11 protein-coding genes are annotated in these 15,727 nt (G+C 64.0%); 7 read left to right on the forward strand and 4 right to left on the reverse strand.

Annotated elements, in window-relative coordinates:
* Positions 1–16 precede the first annotated feature (16 nt).
* On the forward strand, positions 17–1,627 hold the full coding sequence (gene guaA, locus ACKFRT_RS10330; RefSeq protein ID WP_408925209.1) for a glutamine-hydrolyzing GMP synthase: 1,611 nt from the start codon (positions 17–19) through the stop codon (positions 1,625–1,627).
* Between the two features lie 225 nt (positions 1,628–1,852).
* Positions 1,853–2,542 (forward strand): hypothetical protein, encoded by a 690-nt coding sequence (locus tag ACKFRT_RS10335; protein ID WP_408925210.1) that lies wholly within the window; start codon positions 1,853–1,855, stop codon positions 2,540–2,542.
* Between the two features lie 73 nt (positions 2,543–2,615).
* Here ACKFRT_RS10335 and ACKFRT_RS10340 read toward each other — a convergent pair whose 3' ends face one another.
* Positions 2,616–3,083, reverse strand: a complete 468-nt coding sequence (locus ACKFRT_RS10340; RefSeq protein WP_296212826.1) for a hypothetical protein — start codon at positions 3,081–3,083, stop codon at positions 2,616–2,618.
* 228 nt (positions 3,084–3,311) lie between these two features.
* Here ACKFRT_RS10340 and ACKFRT_RS10345 point away from each other — a divergent pair, with 228 nt between their 5' ends.
* From ACKFRT_RS10345 to ACKFRT_RS10355, 3 genes are read left to right on the forward strand one after another with little or no spacing between them, the layout of a single operon-like run.
* Positions 3,312–4,091, forward strand: a complete 780-nt coding sequence (locus ACKFRT_RS10345; RefSeq protein WP_408925211.1) for a hypothetical protein — start codon at positions 3,312–3,314, stop codon at positions 4,089–4,091.
* Positions 4,075–5,889, forward strand: coding sequence for a Y-family DNA polymerase (locus tag ACKFRT_RS10350; RefSeq protein WP_408925212.1), 1,815 nt, complete (start codon positions 4,075–4,077; stop codon positions 5,887–5,889). The genes ACKFRT_RS10345 and ACKFRT_RS10350 overlap by 17 nt, the downstream gene beginning before the upstream one ends.
* A gap of 38 nt (positions 5,890–5,927) precedes the next feature.
* Positions 5,928–6,965, forward strand: coding sequence for a sucrase ferredoxin (locus ACKFRT_RS10355; protein WP_408925213.1), 1,038 nt, complete (start codon positions 5,928–5,930; stop codon positions 6,963–6,965).
* 77 nt (positions 6,966–7,042) lie between these two features.
* Here ACKFRT_RS10355 and ACKFRT_RS10360 read toward each other — a convergent pair whose 3' ends face one another.
* From ACKFRT_RS10360 to ACKFRT_RS10370, 3 genes are read right to left on the reverse strand one after another with little or no spacing between them, the layout of a single operon-like run.
* Positions 7,043–7,723 carry a methionine ABC transporter permease gene (locus tag ACKFRT_RS10360; RefSeq protein ID WP_408925214.1) on the reverse strand — a complete coding sequence of 227 codons (681 nt, stop codon included), beginning with the start codon at positions 7,721–7,723 and terminating at the stop codon, positions 7,043–7,045.
* Complete coding sequence (locus ACKFRT_RS10365; protein WP_408925215.1) at positions 7,723–8,823, reverse strand: methionine ABC transporter ATP-binding protein; 1,101 nt, start codon at positions 8,821–8,823, stop codon at positions 7,723–7,725. Before ACKFRT_RS10365 ends, ACKFRT_RS10360 begins: the two co-directional genes overlap by 1 nt.
* Positions 8,824–8,874: 51 nt before the next feature.
* The gene (locus ACKFRT_RS10370) at positions 8,875–9,735 is read right to left on the reverse strand and encodes a MetQ/NlpA family ABC transporter substrate-binding protein (protein WP_296212843.1); all 861 of its coding nucleotides are present in this window, start codon (positions 9,733–9,735) and stop codon (positions 8,875–8,877) included.
* Positions 9,736–9,925: 190 nt separating this feature from the next.
* On the opposite strand from ACKFRT_RS10370, the gene ACKFRT_RS10375 reads away from it, so the two are divergent.
* A complete protein-coding gene (locus ACKFRT_RS10375) occupies positions 9,926–13,441 on the forward strand; it encodes an error-prone DNA polymerase (RefSeq protein WP_408925216.1) in 3,516 nt (1,171 codons plus the stop codon).
* Between the two features lie 628 nt (positions 13,442–14,069).
* Entirely contained in the window at positions 14,070–15,683 is a 1,614-nt protein-coding gene (locus tag ACKFRT_RS10380; RefSeq protein ID WP_408925217.1) for a prolyl oligopeptidase family serine peptidase, read from the forward strand.
* Positions 15,684–15,727: the final 44 nt, after the last annotated feature.

Here is a 15,727-nt window from a genome sequence, read left to right on the forward strand (position 1 = left end):
GTGCTGGCGGGGCCGAATGTGCGTTAGAGTTAGGGGCGTGACTCAACAAGACCCAGCTGCCGCCACTCCACGGCCCGTACTTGTCGTGGATTTCGGCGCGCAATACGCACAGCTCATTGCCCGCCGTGTGCGCGAGGTTAACCTGTATTCCGAGGTCATCCCGCACACCATGTCCGCCGACGAGGTTGCCGCGAAGAACCCTGCGGCTTTGATCCTTTCTGGTGGCCCTTCTTCTGTTTATGCTGATGACGCCCCTTCGCTGCAACTTGGTTTGCTGGAGCTAGGGGTGCCGGTATTCGGTATTTGCTACGGCTTCCAGGCGATGACCCAGGCCATGGGTGGCACCGTGGCGAAGACCGGCCTGCGCGAGTACGGCCGGACCGAACTGCAGATCCAGTCCGAGGCTGGCGTGCTGCACGAGGGCATGGGGGATAGTCAGCAGGTATGGATGAGCCACGGCGATTCCGTATCGGAGGCGCCGGAGGGCTTTACCGTGACCGCCCGCACTGAGGGCGCGCCGGTGGCTGCGTTCGAGTGCCCGGAAAAGCGCATGGCGGGCGTGCAGTACCACCCAGAGGTCTTGCACTCCCCGAAGGGGCAGGAGGTGCTGCGCCGCTTCCTGTTGGAAACCGCTGGGCTGGAGCCGACGTGGACCGCTGGCAACATTGCCGAGCAGCTGATCGGGCAGGTGCGCGAGCAGATCGGCGACGAGGGACGTGCGATCTGTGCCTTGTCTGGTGGCGTGGATTCCGCCGTGGCCGCTGCGCTGGTACAGCGTGCGATTGGCGACCGTCTGACCTGTGTGTTCGTCGACCATGGCCTGCTGCGCGCCGGTGAGCGCGAGCAGGTAGAGAAGGACTTTGTGGCCGCCACTGGCGCGAAGCTGGTGACGGTGGACGAGCGCGAGGCGTTCCTGCAGAAGCTGGCCGGCGTGAGCGATCCGGAGGCTAAGCGCAAGGCGATTGGTGCGGAGTTCATCCGCTCCTTTGAGCGCGCCGTTGCTGGCGTGCTGGCCGATGCCCCGGAAGGGGCCAGCGTGGACTTCCTGGTCCAGGGCACTCTGTACCCGGATGTTGTGGAATCTGGTGGAGGCACCGGTACCGCAAACATTAAGAGCCACCACAACGTCGGCGGCCTGCCGGACGACGTGGAGTTCGAACTGGTGGAGCCGCTGCGCCTGCTGTTCAAAGATGAAGTGCGCGCGGTGGGTCGCGAGCTGGGCCTGCCGGAGGAAATCGTGGCGCGCCAGCCGTTCCCGGGTCCAGGGCTGGGCATCCGCATCATCGGTGAAGTGACGGAGGAGCGCCTGGAGACGCTGCGTGCTGCCGACGCTATCGCCCGCGCGGAACTGACGGCTGCTGGTTTGGACGACGTGATCTGGCAGTGCCCGGTGGTGCTGCTGGCAGACGTCCGCTCCGTGGGTGTGCAGGGCGATGGTCGTACTTACGGCCACCCGATTGTGCTGCGCCCGGTATCCAGTGAGGATGCTATGACGGCCGACTGGACGCGCATTCCTTTCGACGTTCTGGAGAAGATCTCTACTCGCATTACCAACGAAGTGGAGGAAGTAAACCGCGTGGTGCTGGACGTGACCAGCAAGCCGCCGGGAACTATCGAGTGGGAGTAGAAGGCGGTTCTGGAGGCCGTTTTTAAGAAGACCGTTGGTTGTGTCGCATATTTATGCGGCACTGACCAGCGGTTTTCTTTGTGTAAGAGCTTTTTTAGAAAAGGCTGCAAAAATACTGATTTTGTTCCACTAACTAGGTATGCTGTAGTTCATAGTCGCTTGCAGTGCTCTGCATGTTGATTTATATCCTCTTCCCCCGACCTTCCACAGGAAAGGTACATTCCTATGACTTCTAAGTTTGTTCGTAGCGCAACCGCCCTTGCTGCAGCTTCTGCGCTGGCTTTCGGTGGCGTGAGTGTTGCATCCGCCGCCCCGGCTGGCTCTCTGGGTGGCCTGACTGGCTCCCTGGGTGGCCAGAAGGATCTGGACATCCCGCAGGGTCCCAAGGTTAAGCTGGGTAACCTTGGCGGGCCGGCTTTCAATGTTGACGTGTACAAGCAGGTTCACGGCGCCAGCACCGTGGCTCCGGGCGCTACCGTCAAGACTCGTGTTGAGGTTCAGGGTGTTAAGGGTAAGACCAGCATCAACGAGGTCATCGAGTGGATGCCGAAGGGCTTCAAGCTGGTCAAGGTTGAGCGCGTTAAGGGTGGCCTGCTAGGCGACTCTGTCCACCAGCTGGGCCAGACCGAATATGCCGTGACTCAGAATGGCGACAAGACCGAGGTTCACGTTTCCTGGGAGGAGGGTGTGCTGATTAAGCACAAGCCCACCGTCGATACCGCCACTCCGCTACTGCTGGACTTCACCTGGAAAGCTCCGGCAAAGGAGAGCACCTACAAGAATGGTGCTGGCCTGAAGGTTGGCGCTGTTATTAATAACAGCAAGGTCTTCGACAACGGCACCCCGATTGTTGTGAAGAAGGGTGCTAAGCCGGCCGGTTCCGGCGCCTCCGGCTCCTCCATCTCCGGTTCCTAAACCGGGGCTTTCTCCAACTGGCATTGGGCCCGCCTTTCCCGCGTGTGTGGGGGAGTGCGGGCTATTGCTGTTTCTAGCGTTTCTTCGCGCCCCGGTGGGGCTGCTTCTTCGTATTCTTCGTCGCGGTTTTTGCCTCGTCGATGGGCTTGATGTGCGCGGTGCCGTCGATGTGCGGGTAGATGAACCATGTGTATGCGCCGGCGATTATCCATGCGATGATCACTAGCGTCCATGAGCGCGTATTGAGAAGCGGGATCGCCATCAGTGCGATCCACAGTGGGAATAGGGGCGCGACCTGTGCTGCGCTGGTGCGGTAACGCTCACCGCGTTTTTCTACTTCTGCGCGCACCTGTCGGCGGTACGGGTGGCTAAAGGTTAGTAGTAGTGCCGCGCCGACGGTCACGACCAGCACAATCACTTGAAAGCCGGGGGCGAGCGGGGCGGCCATGATGCCCACTGCCAAGCCGAATAGTGCTGAGGCTGCGGCGCGGACGGCGCCGGGCGGGGCGATGACGGGCTCGTTGCGGTGTATTGGGCTCATAGTTGCCTATTTTAGGTGACGCCACCTCCTCCGCCCCTTGCAACCTGCGTCTTTAGCTCTGCGTTTGACGCCGCTTTGCGGGGGAGAGTACATTCAAAGCCGTCAAGATAGAACAAGTGTTCTAATATTTACTTCTGGTGGAGCAGGCTGTCCGTGGAGCTTGATAAAACAAGCGGTGTCGGACAAGGCGGCAGGCACAAGGTGCTGGATGGAAGGGAGGTGGAAGAAGTGGCGAAAACTGCAGCGCAGGCGACGATTGCCGACTTGCGGCGCAAGATGCAGCAGATTGAATCCGGAGATGCGCCGGTCGCTGGCGTATCGAGCTCCGCGGTGCTGGGGTCGGCACCGGCGAGGGAGGAGGCGCCGCAAAGAAAAGACAGTGTGCACGTTGCGCCGGTACCGGACTGGTTGGCCGGGCATCTGCCGGGTGGTGGCGTGGCGCGTGGGCGGGCGACGCAGGTGTCGGATTGTCCGGCAGTGCTGGTTGATGTGTTGGCGCACCTGACGGCGCAGGGCATGTGTGTAGCGGTGGTTGATTATCCGCGGCTGGCGATTGCGGCGGTGGCGGCAGCGGGCGGCGATGTGGAGCGGCTGGTGCTGGTGCCGGACTCTACCCCGCACACGGCGGCGGTGCTGGGAACGCTGGTGGATGGGATGGACGTGGTGCTGTTCGCCGCGCACGGTCAAGGCAGTTCTGTGAGCCCAACTTTTGCGCGTCCTGTGGAGGCACGACTGCGAAAAAGCGAATGCGCCCTGCTGGTGTGTGGGCAGGCGTGGCCACAGGCGAGAATGCACGTGGAACTGCAGGTGTGTGGCGTGCTGGGGCTGAGCCGGGGGAGTGGGCGCATCCGTGCCGTGGAGGTCGAGGGGCGCGTGTGGGGCACAGCCCAACCGCCGAGTGTGGTGCGGGCGACGATTGGTACAGAGGACGTGATTGGTGCAGAGGACGTGATTGGTGCAGCGAGCATAGAGAGTGCAGGGGGCGTGGCTCATGCACACTTCGGATAGTGCAGTGCGCACGGCTCCCGCGACTCGTAGCGCGCGGGTGGCCGTGTTGTGGTTTCCGGACTGGCCGGTGTACGTCCAGGCCCAGTCGCGTGGGTGGGATGTGTTGGCGCCCGCTGCGGTGATCGCGGACTACCGAGTGCTGGCTTGCAACGCGGCCGCGCGCGTCCAGGGAATCAGGATCGGGATGAAACAGCGGCATGCGCTGGCGGCGTATCCGCAGCTGAACGTTGCAGCGGACGACCCGACCCGGCAGGCCTCCGTGCACGAGGACGTGCTGGCCGCGTTGCAGGACGTCAGCGCGGTTGTGGAGACCCTGCGCCCGGGCTTGCTGGCCTTCCCCGTGGATGCGCTGGCCAGATATTACGGCGACGAAGGTGAAGCCGTAGAGAAACTGTTGGACGCAGCTGCGCGGATGCACGCCGACTGCCTGGCCGGGGTAGCCGATGATCTGGTTTCGGCGATGTGGGCGGCACGGCTGGGCAAGGTTATTCGCCCAGGTGGAAGTGCGGATTTTATTGCAGATCTGCCGATTACTGCGTTGGCTCTTGAGCCGGAGCTGCGCGCCCCCGCCCAGCTCAGCTCCACGCTGCAGCAGCTGGGGTTGCGCACGATGCGCGACTTCGCCAACCTTCCGCGTGCGGATGTGGCCGCCCGCTTCGGGCAGGAGGCCGTGGAGTGGCACCGCATCGCCAGCGGGCAGGTGGACCGAGATATATCGCCTCGACGGCACCGCGCGGATCTAGCGCTGCGCTACGAGGCCGACGAGCCCATCGCACGGACCGAAACTGCCGCGTTCGTTGCACGTCACGTGGCCACCGCGCTGCATAACAAGCTCTTCGGTGCCGGGGAGGCCTGTGTGCGCCTGGCCGTGCGGGCCTACCTGGAACCCCCGGTGGATTACACGGGGCCGACCGTCATCGAGCGGCTGTGGCGTTGCCGTGAGCCACTGTCGGAACAGGACACGGCCCAGCGGGTGCGCTGGCAGCTCGACGGCTGGCTGACACGCCTGCGGGCAGGTGCGAATAGCGGCACAGGTTCCAAGGGGAGGGATTCTGGGAGCGCTGACCCTGCGGCTGACATCACCGCCGACTGGGCGGACCATACCGTCGGCGTGACGTGCATCGAGCTTGTGCCCGTAGAGACTGTCCCGGCGGGAAGCCTAGCCGTGCCACTGTGGGGCGGGCCGGATGAAGGCATCCGAGCCGCTCGCGCCGCCGCTGGCCGCGCACAAGCGTTGATTGGCATGAACCGCGTGCTCCGCCCCATCCACCGTGGTGGTCGCGCCGTAGCCCGCCGCATCGCCACCGTGCCCTATGGCGAGGACGACCCGGAGGCCGTCACCGCCCTGCCCACCCGCCAATGGGAAGGCCAATTGTTGCACCCGCTGCCCGGGCTTATCGGGGCTCCTGCCAGCGGAAATGGTGGCCTCAGTTCTGGCAATTCTAACCCCAGCGCCGCACACCCCGCGGCACGGCTGGCTCTGCTGGACCGAAACGGTGATCCTGTGTACGTCACCGCCCGTGGGCTGATGAGCGCCCCGCCAGAAGCTCTGCGCTGGGGCGCTCGACAGTTCCGCATCATCGGCTGGGGTGGCCCCTGGCCCGTCGACGAACAGTGGTGGGCAGAGGGCAAGCGTTATGCCCGGCTGCAGATCTCGGTCCGCGAGGAGGCTCGCGGCAACTCGCCCTACAGCACCCGGAGCGCCTACAGCACCCGGAGCACCCACAGCGCCCACCGGAACTATGCATTCCTACTGGTCTGCAAGGGGAAACAGTGGCGCATCGAAGCTACCTACTAGCCCACCCGACCCTCTCGCCGCTTGGTAACCTGGATGGCATGCCTACAACTAGAAACGCGCAGGCCGGACAGCCCGAAACCGGACAGCCCACCACCACTCAGCCCTCCGCTGGAATCTACGCGGACATGTGCTCTCAACTTACCGACGAGACTCTGCCCGGCACCGCCAAGCCAGGCAAGATCATCCTGGCGCTCGAGTACGTTTCCAATTGGGGCCACGACATCCTTGATGGCACGGCGCTGGGGGAGGAGCTCACCAAGAAGATAGAGAACTTTCTTGATGAAAACGGGGCCCAGCTGCAGTTTATCCGCCGCCCCGGCCGCGAAGGCCAGCAGCGCGCCGCGAACCCCACCCGCCAGCTCTACATCAGCTGGGCAGAAGGCTACGGCGACGACCCCACCCCCATCCTCGAAAGCCTGCAGGTATCGGGCCCCGAAGATCTGCTAAACCTCGACCTCAGCGCCCCCGGCGCCGCCGGTGGTCAGCGCATCGACGGCCCCCTGCTACTGGTATGTACCCACGGCAAGCGCGACAAGTGCTGCGCCGTCTTCGGTCGCCCCGTGGCCGACGAACTTACTGCAAGGTACGGCCAACTCGTGTGGGAATCCTCCCACACTAAGGGCCACCGCTTCGCACCCTCCATGATCCTGCTGCCCTACAACTACTCCTACGGGCAGCTCGGCACCGCGGGCGCTAGCAGCATGCTGGAGCGCACCAAGCAGGGCGAGCTGTGGTTGGAAGGTTGCCGTGGCCGCGGAATCTGGGATCCAGTCGGCCAGGCCGCTGAGCTCGCCGTGGCGGAAAAGCTTGCCAGCGAGGGCCACCCCGTCAAGCTGGCCAGCATGCACGTGGCCAAGCCGGAAACTACAGAGGCCGCAAACCCTACGGGTGCTAACACCGAGGTGCGTATCGTGACCGTAGCCGGAGAATACAGCGCTACAACCAGCCCAGATACCGACCCCACAGGTGCAGAAAAAGAATTCACGGTCCGCCTGACTGCCCACCCAGGCGGAACATCTGTTCCCTCCTGCGGTAAGGGACCCAAGCAGACCGTGACGTGGGTCGCGGAGTTCTAAACGCACAACAAAACCCCGGGGGCAGTTCATTCTGAACTAACACCCGGGGTTTCGTGCTCACTAGTAGAGCGGGCCGACTAGCGCCGCATAATCTTCTTCGACAGCCAGTTTCCGCCCAGCTGGGCGATCTGCACGATGACGATGATCACTGCAACGGTCGTCCACGTAACGGCGTCGTTAAACGAGCGATAACCGTAGACAATCGCGAAGTCACCCAGACCACCAGCACCGATGTAACCGGCCATGGCGGACATATCCACAATGGCGATGAACATGAAGGTGAAGCCCAGGATTAGCGGCCCCAGCGCCTCGGGGATGATCACCGTGAATATGATCTTCAGCGGCGAGGCGCCCATTGCCTTGGCGGCCTCAATCACACCCGGGTCGATCGCCACGAGGTTCTGCTCGAAGATACGGGCCGCGCCGAACGTGGCGGCGACAACCATGCCGACGATGGCGGCGTCTGTACCAATACGGCTCTGCACCACCAGGTCAGTCAGCGGTCCGATCGCCGTCAGCAAGATGATGAACGGGATCGGGCGGATGAAGTTCACCAGGAAGTTCGTGATCCAGTAGACCACCCGGTTCTGCAGAATGCCGCCCTTGCGGGTCGTGTACAGCAGTAGGCCGATGATTAGGCCCAGCACCGAAGAGATCACCAGCGTGATCGAGACCATGTACAGCGTCTCGAAGATCGCCTTCTGGAATGTGTGGCCGTAGCGGTCCCAATCCATTTGCGCGAGGGTCATCGTGTTCATCAGATCTCCTCAATCTCGGTGGAAGCCTGCATGTGGCTGTAGAACTCCTCGATCGCCTTTTCGCCGTCGGCGCTGTGGGGCGTCAGGCGCAGGGTAAGGCGGCCAAAGCTGTGGCTCTGTAGGGTAGTGACGCCACCGTGGACGATGTTTACCGTCACCCCTGTAGCGGACAGCTTAGAGACGGCATCGAAAAACCCGATTCCTTCGGCCATCGTCACAGTGAACAGCCGGCCGTTCTCGGTCTGCAGCGCCTCTGCCTCGACCATGTCGGGGGTGTTGCGCAGCGAAGTGGCAACGAAGTCGGCGGCGGTCTGCGTCTGCGGGTTAGAGAACACGTCGTAGACGCTGCCCTGCTCCACAATGCGACCGTCTTCCATCACAATCACGGAGTCCGCGATGGAACGCACAACCTCCATCTCGTGGGTAATCACCACGATGGTGATGCCGAGCTCGCGGTTGACCTTGCGCAGCAGCTCCAGCACGTCGTGGGTGGTGGAGGGGTCCAGCGCGCTGGTGGCCTCGTCGGCCAGCAGCAGGCTGGGGTTGGTGGCCAGCGCGCGGGCGATGCCGACGCGCTGTTTCTGGCCACCGGACAGCTGCTCTGGGTAGGCCTTGCCCTTATCGGATAGGCCGACGAACTCCAGCAGCTCCTTGACGCGCTCTTCCCGTTGCTGCTTGGACATGCCCTGCAGGCGCAGTGGGTAGGCCACGTTGCCTGCCACATTGCGGGAGGAGAACAGGTTGAACTGCTGGAAGATCATGCCGATGTCGCTGCGCAGCTTGCGCATCTGCGATTCCGGCAGGGGTACAATGTCCTGGCCGTCCAGCAGGATCTGCCCGCTGGTGGGGCGATCCAGGCCGTTGATCTGGCGGACGAGGGTGGATTTGCCGGCGCCGGAATAGCCGATGATGCCGACGATGGAACCCGCCGGGATCTGCGTGTTGATCTCCTGCAGCGCGCGAACTTCCTTCTTGCCCTGCTTGAAGACCTTGGTTACGTCGCGGAAGACGATCTCCGTACCGGTAGTGCCGGTGTTGTTGCTCGTGCTGGTGGTGCCGGCACGGGGCTGATCGACGCTAGTTTGTGCGTCTGTAGCCATAAGGAACCTCTTTTAAGAGTTGGGGTTTCGGGTAGCCGGGGTGGGAGGCGGCTACTTCTTGATCTGGTCCTCGGTTTCCTTCAGGACCTTAGCCAGCTCGTCGGCGCCCATCTTGACCTCGACGGAGGTGCCCTTGGACTGCTCGTTCAGTGCGTCCTGAACCTCCTTGGAGTGCCAGACGTCGACCAGCTTCTGCAGGTCCTCGTCGTCCTTGTGCTCTTCGGTGGTGACGAAGGCGTTGATGAACGGCTTCGCTGCCTCTGCCTTCGGGTCGTCCTCGACGATGGCGGACTTCGGGTCGATGTTGCCGCGCTCCAGGAAGGAGTTGTTGATGACGGCTGGGGTGCCGTCCTTGTAAGCGGTCACGGTCTGCGCCGCATCCACCGGGGTGACCTTGACCTTGGACTTGCCCTCGTCGATGTCAGCCGGGGTGGGGGACAGGATCTTGTCGTCCTTCAGCTTCACCAGGCCGGCGGATGCCAGCACGTGCAGGGCGCGGCCCTGGTTGGTTGGGTCGTTCGGAATGGCGACCTCGCCGGCCTCTTCGATGTCCTTAACCTCGCTGTGGTCCTGGTAGTACACGCCCAGCGGGATGATCTCGGTAGCGCCGATCGGAACCAAGTTGGAGTCGTTGTTCACGTTGTAGTCAGCGAGGAACATCAGGTGCTGGAAGTTGTTCACGACAATCTCGCCGTCCGCCAGTGCACGGTTCGGCAGGCTGTAGTCGCCGAACGGAACCAGCTCAACGTTCAGACCCTCTTCCTTGGCCTTTTCCTCGAATACCTGCCACTGCTTCTGGCCCTGGTCGGTGGTGCCGACCTTGATCGTGTCGTCGTCACCGCCACAAGCGGTCAAGCTGAAAGCCATGGCTGCTGCAGCTACACCGGCTGCTACCTTACGGCGAAGGGACATAGGATCCTCCTGGATTGTCGTGGTTAATCATCATGGTCGCCCGGTTCTTAGTTGGTTGTCCGGGCTGAACTGTGCGTTTAAGGTAGCAGTCTAAACTAGAATGAACAACTTAGTCTAGTCTCAGTTTGAGGCTTTTAAGGCACCCTCCCGCGTTGGCAATTAATAGAATACCTGTTCTATAATTGAGTTCGTGTCTGATGAACCTCGCCGCACACTGCGCAAGCCGCAATCCAGGAGCTTCTCCCAGGGGCGGCCACTGAGCTGGGCGCAGCTCGAAAGTGTGCTGTCCGGGAAAGGTTCGGGTCTTCGGAACCTCCGCGCCGTGGGAGTGGGGGAAGGCCAGCGGCGCACCATGCCGCTCGACCTTGCGGATACGGAGGCAGAGGGGGCCGAAGGGGCGTCCCAAAGAAAAACAACAACCCCCTTCGCAGAGCTTCACGCCTGCAGTGCCTACAACTTCCTGCGTGGCGCGAGCCAACCTGAACAGATGGTGGCGACGGCGCGCGACCTGGGGCTAAGTGCGCTGGCGTGCGTGGATCGCGACGGTTTTTACGGTGCGGCGCGCTTCGCTACGGCGGTGGCGGAGAGTGCAGGGGCAGACCTCGCGACGGTGTTCGGCGCGGAGCTGAGCCTCGATGTACCGCTCACGGTGCTGTGCAAGGGCCGCGAAGGCTACGCGCGGCTTAGTCGCCTGATAGCGGACGCCCGCATGGCCGACCCGCACAAAGACTCCGTCCGGTACCCCGACCTGCCCCGGCTGGCGGAAGAAGCGGATGGGCACTGGCTGGTGCTGCTGGACTGGCGGCGGGCGAGCGCAGGCCGTGCGAGTGGCACGAGTTCGGCCGAGCGCCTGGTGGAGCTTTTCGGCGCGGCCAACGTCGTGGTCGAGCTGCAACACACGATGAACCCCGCCGATGCCGACCGCAACGAGCGCCTCCACGCGCTGGCGGTGCGCCACGGCTTGCGCGAGATCGTCAGTAGCGCCCCGACATGCGCAACCCCGAAGCAATCCCGGCTGGCCGGGGCGAAGGCGGCGCTGCGCGAGCGGCACGACGTTGCCACGGCGGAGCCGACCACCCACCCCGTCGGCGGCTCGTGGCTGCGCTCGGGTGAAGAGATGCTGCAGCTCGCGGGCGATTGCGAGTGGTTGTCCCGCGCCGTGGCGACCACTGCGGACGTCGCCCGCGAGTGTGCCTTCACCTTGGACCTTGTCGCGCCGAATCTGCCGCACTTCCCCGTTCCGGAGGGCTACACGGAAATGTCCTGGCTGCGCGCCATCACCGAGCGCGGAGGGACGGAACGCTACGGCCAGCGCGACTCTTCCGCCGCCGCTCGCACGGCCTGGGCCACCATCGACCGCGAGCTGGAAACCATCGAGCAGCTGGGGTTTCCAGGCTACTTCCTGATCGTCCACGACATCGTGGCCTTCTGCCACGAAAACAACATCTTCTGTCAGGGGCGAGGGTCCGCGGCGAACTCCGCGGTGTGCTTTGCACTGGGGATTACAACGGTGGACGCTGTGGCGTCTGGCTTACTCTTCGAACGTTTCCTTTCCCCCGAGCGCGACGGGCCGCCAGACATCGACCTCGATATCGAATCGGGGCGGCGCGAGGAAGCGATCCAGTACGTGTACTCCCGCTACGGCCGCGAAAACGCCGCACAGGTGGCGAACGTCATCACTTACCGCCGCCGGGGCGCGACACGCGATGCCGGTCGCGCGCTGGGTTACGCGCCGGGGCAGATCGATGCCTGGACCCGCCACCCGGAACAGACCCCTGCCGTGGTGCAGGACCTTGCGGAGCAGATGCTGGACCACCCTCGCCACCTGGGTATTCACTCCGGCGGCATGGTGATCTGCGACCGTCCGATTGCACAGGTTGTGCCGACGGAATGGGCGCGGATGGAAGGCCGATCAGTGGTGCAGTGGGACAAGGACGATTGCGCGGCCGTCGGCCTGGTGAAGTTCGACCTGCTGGGGCTGGGCATGCTGGAGGCGCTACACCACGCGGTGGACCAGGTGCGCGCCCACCGGGGCCGGGAGGTCGAGCTGTGGCGGTTGGATCCCACGGAGCCGGAGGTTTACGCGATGCTGGCCCGCGCCGACGCAGTGGGGGTGTTCCAGGTGGAATCCCGCGCGCAGATGTCCACCCTGCCGCGCTTGAAGCCGCGCACCTTCTACGACCTGGTGGTGGAGGTCGCGCTGATCCGCCCCGGCCCCATCCAGGGCGGTTCCGTGCACCCATATATCCGCCGTCGCAATGGCCTGGAGCCGGTGACTTTCGATCACCCGTGCCTGGAGCCCGCCCTGACGAAGACCCTGGGGATTCCGCTGTTCCAGGAGCAGCTGATGCAGATGGCCGTGGATTCCGCGGGCTTTAGCGGCGCCGAGGCCGATACCCTGCGCCGGGCGATGGGGTCGAAGCGTTCGCCGCAGAAGATGGAGCGGCTGAAGAAGCGCTTCTACCAGGGGTTGGAGGCGAAGAACGGAATCCGCGGTGCGGTAGCCGATCGGTTGTGGGACAAGATCGTGGCCTTCGCCAGCTACGGCTTCCCGGAATCACACTCGCAGTCTTTCGCCTCCCTGGTCTACTACTCCGCGTGGTTCAAGTACCACTATCCGGCGGAGTTCTGCGTGGCTCTGCTGCGCGCCCAGCCGATGGGGTTCTACTCGCCGCAGTCCCTGCTGGCCGACGCGCGCCGGCACGGCGTGGAGGTCCTTCCCGTGGACGTGAACGCTTCGGACGTGCAGGTGGATGCGGTTGTTTCCTTAATGACGCCCCCACGCACCAACCGGCCCACGGGAGTGCATGGCGGTGCTGCTGCGCCTGCTGGCGGGGCGGACACCTGCGCGCGTGTGCACAATGAGCCGCGAGGTGTGCATGGGCTGGGGCGGGGGACTGGTGAAGCGGTAGGGAAGATTCGACTCGGGCTCAGCGGTGCGGGTGGAGTAAAGGGGATACCCGCCGAAGTGGCGGAGCGCATCGTAGAAGCGCGCGAACGGATTGGTCGCTTCACCAGCGTGGAAGACCTATCCCGCGAGGCCGGGCTGACCGTCGCGTACGTGGAAAAGCTGGCGCGAGCTGGAGCTTTGGGGAGCCTGGGTCTGACTCGCCGCCAGGCGGTGTGGGCTGCCGGGGTGGCGGCTACTGAGCGGCCGGGGATGCTGCCGGGGACGTCCGGTGTGCATGCGCCGGCGTTGCCTGGGATGAGTGCTTTCGAGATGGTGGCGTCCGAACTAGCGACCACGGGTGTGACGACGGCCGAGCATCCGGTGCGGCTGCTGCGTGCGTACTTGGACGAGTGGCATCTGCGCCCTGTACCGCGCGGTGTGCACTCCGGTGATGCCTCCCCGCGCGGTGGCGCGGCGGTGGTGATGGCCGACAGTCTGCTGCGCATCCCCGATGGCACGCGGGTGCGGGTCGCGGGCGTGGTGACTCACAGGCAGCGCCCCGCTACCGCAGGTGGGGTGGTGTTTTTCGGCTTAGAGGACGAGACTGGCCTGGCGAACGTTGTCGTTTCGCAGGGGCTGTGGGCGCGGCAGCGGGTGGTTGCTCTGAACGCGAAGATCCTGGTCGTGCGGGGGATTGTCCACAACGCGGAAGGCGCGGCTACCGTGACGGCGGATCTGCTGGAGCAGGTGGAGACTCAACTGCGGCCGGCGGGGGAGATTGCAGGAGCACACGCGGGCTCGCGGGACTTCCGCTGAGCTCGCGCAATTTCCGCTGGGTCCGTGCAACCTCCGCTGAGCTCGCGCAATTTCCGCTGGGTCCGTGCAACCTCCGCTGAACTCGCGCAACCTCCGCTGGGCCCGTGCAACTTCCGTTGGGCTCGCGCAACCTCCGCTGGGCCCGTGCAACTTCCGCTGGGCTCGCGCGACCTTCGCTGAGCCCGTGCCGCCGTACTGCCGCACGTTTCCCCCCTCCCCTTCTTTGCTGACATAGGGGCTCTAACGGGTTGTTCGGCGGGGCTCACGAGCTTGGGAATGTCCGGGATGTCCAAAATTCCACGTCTTAAAATATAACTATTCTTTTTGTGCAGGTCAGAAGCCTGTGGAAAAAGGCTTCAAGGTCGATACTTTCAATAACACGTAGATTTTGGACATCACCTCATGAGGGCGTGAAGAGTGGGGCTCCTGGGGCTGGTGTGCTGCGGGGCTGGGAGTGTGCTGCGGCGCTGGGGGTGTGCTGCGGGGCTGGTGTGCTGCGGCGCTGCGAGTGTGCTGTGGTGCTATAGCGCCGAAGGTCGTGCGCCGGGGGGGTTGGATCGTTAGGGGTGATGGTGAACACGGCGCCGGGTAATTGACACAGACGTATGGGCAAAGAACAATCGTCCACGTGACTCGCAAGCCTTTCGACCCCGACGACCCCCATGCGCAGCAGCGCGCGCGGGGCAGCTCGGCTCGAAAGGTACACCATCACATTGCGAAACCTCCGCAGGTCAGCGATGGTGACGATAACGATATGCATGGCGTGTGGACGAGGCGCCGCAACCTGCCGCCGCAAGCGGATGCGCAGACTGGCCGTCACACCGCCCTGTCACAGGCGGGTGCACAGACTGGTCGCCACGCCGCTCTGTCGCAGGCGGCGAACCCGGGTGACGAAACCGTACGGTTCGGGGGAGATTCTTGGCGGGGGACCCGGCGGCGTCATCGGCTAAGCGACCAGAGCCACAGCGGACAGAGCCCCAGCGCCGAGAGCCAGACCGCGGCACGGCATCGAAGGGAAGACCGCGCGCCGGGTGGCCGCCACCGTGCGCCGGAGCGCTCCTCCAGCAGGCGCCCCACCGACCAGCAATTCCGCCGCCGGCGCATCGCGGCGACGATGCTCGCGACGTTTATACTGCTCTGCGCGGCGGGCGTGGGCGTGGCTGTGCAGAAGCTGGCTAATGCCTCCCACGAAACCCCGCAGGCGCATAACACGGTGAAGGAACCCGCGGATTACGCCCCGACAGAAGCAGTGGCGATTCCACCTGCCAACCCAAACGTGCAGGTCACGCCAGCAGTGGCGCGCATTCCGAAGAATTTCCATCCAATCCGCAAGGTTCCAAAGGCAGGCCAAAACAAAACCATCGAGCTGAAGTCGGGCAAGCACGACCGCCGTTACATCATCAATGTTCCGCGCGCCGCGAAGCCCTACAACAAGGACACGCGGGCCGCCGCGAAGAACTCCAAGCCCCTACCCCTGATTTTCTCTTTCCACGGTTACCGCGAGCAGGCCGACCAGATGGCGCGCTACACGGGCCTGGCGGGCAAGGATGCCATCGTGGTGTACCCGCAGGGTCTGGGAAATGCCTGGGAAGGCGCCCCGTACGCGCGCGTGCAGCCCGGTGAGGACGTGCGTTTCGTCCGCGACATCTTGGATGCGGTCTCCTCGACCTACCAGGTAGATGCGAACCGGATCTACGCGACGGGTATGTCTAACGGTGGTGGTTTCGTGGGTAAGCTGGCTTGCGAGATGCCAAAGGAGTTCGCAGCCTTCGCGGCAGTGTCCGCGGCCTATTACTCGGGCACGTGGCGTGCCTGCGCGGAGAAGGGGGCGGACCCAAAGCGCCCGGATGACGTGCGCTTTAAGCGTAGCGAAGCGACCCCATTCCTGGACATACATGGCCGGAAGGACGAGACGATCCGGTACTCCGGGGGTTCCCGCTACGAGGACGAGTACCTAGGAGCTTTCGAGTTCGCGCAGTTGTATGCCAGCCGCGCACACTGCGTGGGCGCACCGATTACCACGCGCGTGACGGATGCTGTGCAGCGCGTGCAATGGCCGAACTGTGGCAGCGGGATGGAGGTCACGCACTTAGCCATCGGCGATGCCGGCCATACCTGGATGGGGGAGCGCACGGGCGAGGCCGGCGCGGGCGCGGCAGATCGTTCGCGCGAGCGCCGTTCAAATGCGGTGACGGCGACGGGGGAGGTCGCCGCATTCTTCGACGCACATAGCCGAAGCTAGCGCCATAGGTAGTGCAGTAGCCCCCCTTGCCACGGGGGCCGCCC

The organism is Corynebacterium jamesii (assembly GCF_046097395.1).
Lineage (GTDB): Bacteria > Actinomycetota > Actinomycetes > Mycobacteriales > Mycobacteriaceae > Corynebacterium.